Below are 5,054 nucleotides of genomic sequence, written 5' to 3' on the forward strand. Positions count from 1 at the left end.
GTGGTGCAGGCACAGGGCGCCCGGTTCGTCGCCGAGCAGGACCCGCAGCGGGTGATCGTCGCCCTGGAGCAGATCGAGCGGGCCGGCGCGGAGGCACGGTCTTCAGCTCGCGGGTGGCCTCGGCGAGGGGCACCCGGACGATGTCGGTGCTCTGCATCGCGACCATCTTGCCCCAGTCGCCGTCGTTGACGGCGTCGATGGCCTGCAGGCCCAGGCGGGTGGCGAGCACCCGGTCGAAGGCGGTCGGGGTGCCACCGCGCTGGATGTGGCCCAGCACCACGGTGCGGGCCTCCTTGCCGGTCTTGGCCTCCAGCTGCTCGGCGAGCCACTGGCCGATGCCGCCGAGGCGGACGTGGCCGAACGAGTCGAGCTCCTGGTTGGCGAGCACCATCTGGCCGTCGAGCGGCTGGGCGCCCTCGGCGACCACGACGATCGGGGCGTACTGGTGCTGGAAGCGCTTCTCGACGTAGCCGGCCACCTGGTCGACGTCGAACTGACGCTCGGGCAGCAGGATCACGTTGGCGCCACCGGCCAGGCCGGCGTGCAGGGCGATCCAGCCGGCGTGCCGGCCCATCACCTCGACGACCAGGGTGCGGTGGTGGCTCTCCGCCGTGGTGTGCAGCCGGTCGATGGCCTCCATCGCGATGTTGACCGCGGTGTCGAAGCCGAAGGTGTAGTCGGTGGCACCGAGGTCGTTGTCGATCGTCTTCGGCACGCCGACGACGTGCACGCCCAGCTCGTAGAGCTTGGTGGCCACGCCGAGGGTGTCCTCGCCGCCGATCGCGATCAGCGCGTCCACGCCCTGGGCGGCGAGGTTGTCCTTGATCCGCTCGACGCCGTTCTTGATCTTGAACGGGTTGGTCCGGGACGAGCCGAGGATGGTGCCGCCGCGGGGCAGAATGCCGCGAACGTCGGCGATGTCCAAGGGGCGGGACAGACCCTCGAGCGGGCCCTTCCAGCCGTCCCGGAAGCCCACGAACTCGTGACCGTAAGTGGCGACGCCCTTGCGGACCACCGCCCGGATGACCGCGTTGAGACCGGGGCAGTCGCCGCCGCCGGTGAGCACGCCGATACGCATGATCCGCTCATCCTCCTGGAGCATCAGGTAAAGCCCGATATGCCCCAGGGTATGTGTCAGGTCAGACCATCGGCGCCGTTGCCGGCCCGGGGCGGGCCGTCACTGCGAACTGTAGTCGGCCCGCTGGTACGACGACAGCGCGCCCCGGGCACCCGCCCCCGGTCAGTAGGTCACCTCATGGTTCTCGCCGGCCTGCGGCGGCTGGCCGGTGACCGCGGCCCTGGCGTAGTCGAGCAGGTTCACCACGGTGCTGTTCGGCGAGTCCCAGTACTCGGCGGAGCTGGCGTGCAGCTTGATCAGCGTGAGACCGGGGGTGTCCAGCCCGTCGGGGAACCACGCCTTGAGCAGCGGGTTCCACAGCCGCTCGGCCCGGGCCCGGTCGAACCCCTCAGTGGCGGTGCCGGAGATCGACACCCACGCGTTGTGCTTCTGGTCGGAGAAGGCCACGTTGACCTCCGGGTTCACCCGGAGCTGGCGGACCTTGGCCGAGTCGGCGTAGGCGAAGAACCACAGCTCGCCGTCGAACTCGACCTCCTGGAGCCCCATCGGGCGACTCACCTGACGCCCGTCCAGAGCAGTCGTGGTGAGCATGCAGATCCGCGCGGCCCGGGCCAGGGCGGTGACACGGGCGCGTGCCTCCGCGGCGCTGCTCGGCTGGTGGCTCATGGCAATCTCCCTCGGCTCGGCTGGTCGAACCGTTGCCCGGGACAGAACCGGTCAAACCTACGGCGGCGCGGCCACCACTCAACGGACGGTCATCGCCCGCCAGCGGGCCAGATTGTGCCGGGCATCGACCAGAGCGTCGTGCCGGGCCGCGTCCGCGTCCGGCAGGGGCGGCCGACCCCGGTCGTCCCAGAGCTGCCGCAGCTCCTTGGTGTAGCGGGGAATCTCCCGGGGCAGTGCCGGCATCGCGCCCCAGAGCTGGGCGAGCACCACGTGGTCGTACGCGGCGAACCAGGCCCACAGCTCCAGCTGCTCCCCCGGCCGGTCCCGGATCGGCTCCATCAGGAAGTCGTACAGGTCGTCGCGGATGCGCTCACGCGAGCGCCAGGCCCGATCCGCCGGGGAGGGCAGCTTGTCGAGCACGTTGCGTCGAACCCAGGGCACGGCGCGGGAGTCGTCGAACTCGGTGGAGACCGCGTAGAACTCGCGGCCGTACTCGTCGACGACACCGATCGAGACGAGGTCGACGGTCGTGCCGTCCTCGATGAACTCGCAGTCGTAGAAGTAGCGGTAGACCATTCCGGGCATCCTCGCCCACCGCCGCCCGGCCGCGTCCGGCGGGGCCCGTCCGACGGTGGAGCACACCGCCGCGACACCTCGCGTACGGCGCGTCGCAGACCGTGACGGTCACGGAAGTGCTTCGAGGGGTGTACAGCAAGCGACCGGACCGTCATGATCTGATGTGTACCGCTACCGGACGCCGAATCGGTGTCAGTTCACCTTGTCGGGGCCCATCAGGTTCGCCCGGTGAGCGAATTGTGGTCCATGACCGGGGGAGGGGTTGGGCCGTGGAGGTTCGCCTGCCGGAGCCGGGTGACGCGCTCACGGGTGTCGAGATGTTCGCTGGGCTGGAGCCCGAGGTGCGCCAGCGTGTCATCGCGGCCGCCGTCCCGCGCACCTACCGCAAGGGCCAACTGCTCTTCGTGGAGAACGATCCCGGCGAGTCCCTGATCGTGCTGCGCCGCGGCGCGGTGGCGGTCTTTCGCACCGCACCCACCGGCGAGCGGGCCGTGCTGTCGGTTATCCGTCCACCGGACGTGCTCGGTGAGGTCTCCCTGCTCGACGCGTCCACCCGGTCCGCCTCGGCGGAGGCCATCGAGGACTGCGCGGCGCTCGCGCTCTCGCGGGGCGCGTTCATGGAGTTGGTGCACTCCAACCCCCGCATCCTGGACGCGGTGATGCGCTCACTGGGCGGGCTGATCCGCCGGCTCACCGAGCAGAACGCCGACCACGTCTTCCTCGACCTGCCCGGTCGGGTGGCGAAGACGCTGGTGCGGCTGGCGGGCGAGAGCCAGGCACCGATGATCACGATCGAGCTCAACCAGAGCCAACTGGCCGAGATGGCCGGTGGTTCCCGGCAGAGCGTCAACCAGGCGATCGGCTCGTTCGCCAGCCGTGGCTGGCTGCGCACCGAGGGCCGCCGGATCGTGGTAACCGACGTGGCCGCGCTGCGCCGCCGCGCCGGCATGGCCGACCGCTGACCGACCGGCACGTCGCTCGGGCATCCGATCTGGACGGGCCCCACCCGTCGCCGCCCGCTCTCCTACCCGTACGCACGGCTGCGCCGGCTGCCAGTGGCAGCCGGCGTCACCGTGCTCGCGGTTCAGCGGGTGGGGTTCAGCGGGTCGGGCCGATCCAGCTGGTCGCGACCGGCTGGTAGCCGGGGCCCGCCCAGAACCCCGGCCCGGCCCAGAACCCCGGCCCGGCCCAGATGCCCGGTCCGGCCCAGATGCCCGGTCCGGCCCATCCGCTCGCGGTGGTGGTCGTGGTCGTCGTCGTGGTCGCCATGTCGTCCTCCTGGTCGGTGTGTGGTGCTTGTTGCGCTTGTCTTGCCGAGGACGCTACGGCGTGGAGCGGTGGGACAAAATAGAACAAATCGACATCAATCACTGGCTGAAGAGCGGTTGTTGGCCCCCACGCCGCGCTGACAAGGTTGCCGCGCCCGCCCCTGTTCCAGGGCCCGTGCCGACATACCCGCAGCAGTGAGGAGCCACCGGTCATGTCATTACTCCGCGGCAATGTCGCATTTCGTCGGTACTGGTCGGCGCGCCTGGTGTCGTACACCGGTGACCAGCTGGCCCGGACGGCGCTTCTGATTGCCGTCTACGACCGGCACGGCGGCGGCGCGGTCGCCCTGCTGCTGCTGGCCTCGACGGTGCCCCGGCTGCTCGGACCGTTGCTCGGCGCCCTGGCCGACCGGTTCGACCAACGCCGGCTGATGATCGGTTGCGACACCGCCCAGGCGTTGGCCTACGTCGCCGTCGCGCTGCTCGCGCCACCCCTGCCCGTCCTGTTGGCGCTGATCACCGCGGCTACCACGGCCGCCACCGCGTTCACTCCCGCCGGGCGCAGCCTGCTCCCCCGCCTGGTCGAACGCGAGCAGCTACCGGCGGCGAACGCGCAACTCGCGACGGGCGTCAACATCGGGCTCGCTGCCGGGCCAGCCGTCGGCGGCCTCCTGCTGGCGACCGTCGGGCTGACCGCCACGCTGCTCGTGGACGCGGCGACATTCGTTCTCTCCGCGTTGCTGATCGGCGGAGTCAGGGCGCTCTCGACGACCGGCGCGACCCGCCGGCCCGAGCCACTGCGGACGGTGCTGCGCGAAGGGCTGCGGGTGGTCCGAGGGCACAGCGTCGTCCGCGCGGTCTCGGTCGGGTTCCTGGTGATGGTGATGTTCGCCGCGCTGGACAACCTCGCCATCGTCCCCCTCGGACGCGCCGAACTGGGCGCCACCGAGGTCACGATCGGTCTGCTGGGCACCGCCTACGGCGTCGGCATGGTGCTCGGTCCGATGTGCCTGGCGAGAACCGGCGTACGCATCCGGATGGACCTGGTCCTCTACGGTGCGCTGCTCGCGCTCGGCGCCGGAACGCTTGTCACCGGCATCAGCCCGGTGATCGCGCTCGCCATTGCGGGTCAGGCGGTGGCCGGCGTCGGCGCGGGCTGGCACAACGTCGCCGCGGACACCCTCATCCAGCAGAACGTGCCGGCCGAACGGCTCGGCGTGGTGTTCGGCACCGTCTACATGTTCCCGTACGCGGCGGAGGCACTGGCCTACGCCGTCGGCGCACCGCTGTTGGCGATGGTCGGGCCACGATGGGTGCTGGTCATCTCGGGGTTGGGTGTGCTGGCCACCCTGGCGCTGATCGCTCCCCTGCTCACCCGGGCCCTCGGGCTACGCCTGCCGACGCCGGGCAGGTTCGCAGCGGCCAACGGGTGAGACCGCCCGACGGGTGCGGTCGGCGGACCAAAG

At 70.9% G+C, this 5,054-nt stretch carries 6 protein-coding genes; 2 read left to right on the forward strand and 4 right to left on the reverse strand.

Translation table 11 applies throughout. From position 1 onward, the window contains the following. From ABZ749_RS29220 to ABZ749_RS29230, 3 genes are all read right to left on the reverse strand, one after another. On the reverse strand, window positions 1-1,078 hold a 1,078-nt coding region (locus ABZ749_RS29220; RefSeq protein WP_357233440.1), incomplete at its 3' end, for a 6-phosphofructokinase. A gap of 162 nt (window positions 1,079-1,240) precedes the next feature. After that, window positions 1,241-1,744 (reverse strand): pyridoxamine 5'-phosphate oxidase family protein, encoded by a 504-nt coding sequence (locus ABZ749_RS29225; protein ID WP_357233434.1) that lies wholly within the window; start codon window positions 1,742-1,744, stop codon window positions 1,241-1,243. Between the two features lie 78 nt (window positions 1,745-1,822). Then, a complete protein-coding gene (locus ABZ749_RS29230; RefSeq protein WP_357233442.1) occupies window positions 1,823-2,320 on the reverse strand; it encodes a polyadenylate-specific 3'-exoribonuclease AS in 498 nt (165 codons plus the stop codon). Window positions 2,321-2,589: 269 nt separating this feature from the next. On the opposite strand from ABZ749_RS29230, the gene ABZ749_RS29235 reads away from it, so the two are divergent. Continuing rightward, window positions 2,590-3,282, forward strand: a complete 693-nt coding sequence (locus ABZ749_RS29235; protein WP_091407574.1) for a Crp/Fnr family transcriptional regulator — start codon at window positions 2,590-2,592, stop codon at window positions 3,280-3,282. 136 nt (window positions 3,283-3,418) lie between these two features. Here ABZ749_RS29235 and ABZ749_RS29240 read toward each other — a convergent pair whose 3' ends face one another. Next, window positions 3,419-3,589, reverse strand: a complete 171-nt coding sequence (locus ABZ749_RS29240) for a hypothetical protein (protein ID WP_357233436.1) — start codon at window positions 3,587-3,589, stop codon at window positions 3,419-3,421. Window positions 3,590-3,800: 211 nt separating this feature from the next. Between ABZ749_RS29240 and ABZ749_RS29245 the strand changes: the two genes are divergently transcribed. Continuing rightward, a complete protein-coding gene (locus tag ABZ749_RS29245; RefSeq protein WP_357233438.1) occupies window positions 3,801-5,021 on the forward strand; it encodes an MFS transporter in 1,221 nt (406 codons plus the stop codon). Window positions 5,022-5,054: the final 33 nt, after the last annotated feature.

It is taken from the genome of Micromonospora sp. NPDC047753 (assembly GCF_040642735.1).
Taxonomy (GTDB): domain Bacteria; phylum Actinomycetota; class Actinomycetes; order Mycobacteriales; family Micromonosporaceae; genus Micromonospora.

Bases quoted from the DNA above. Each gene is read 5' to 3' on its own strand.
- ABZ749_RS29225 (WP_357233434.1), bottom strand. From the start codon at position 1,744: ATGAGCCACCAGCCGAGCAGCGCCGCGGAGGCACGCGCCCGTGTCACC.
- ABZ749_RS29230 (WP_357233442.1), bottom strand. From the start codon at position 2,320: ATGGTCTACCGCTACTTCTACGACTGCGAGTTCATCGAGGACGGCACG.
- ABZ749_RS29240 (WP_357233436.1), bottom strand. From the start codon at position 3,589: ATGGCGACCACGACGACGACCACGACCACCACCGCGAGCGGATGGGCC.
- ABZ749_RS29245 (WP_357233438.1), top strand. From the start codon at position 3,801: ATGTCATTACTCCGCGGCAATGTCGCATTTCGTCGGTACTGGTCGGCG.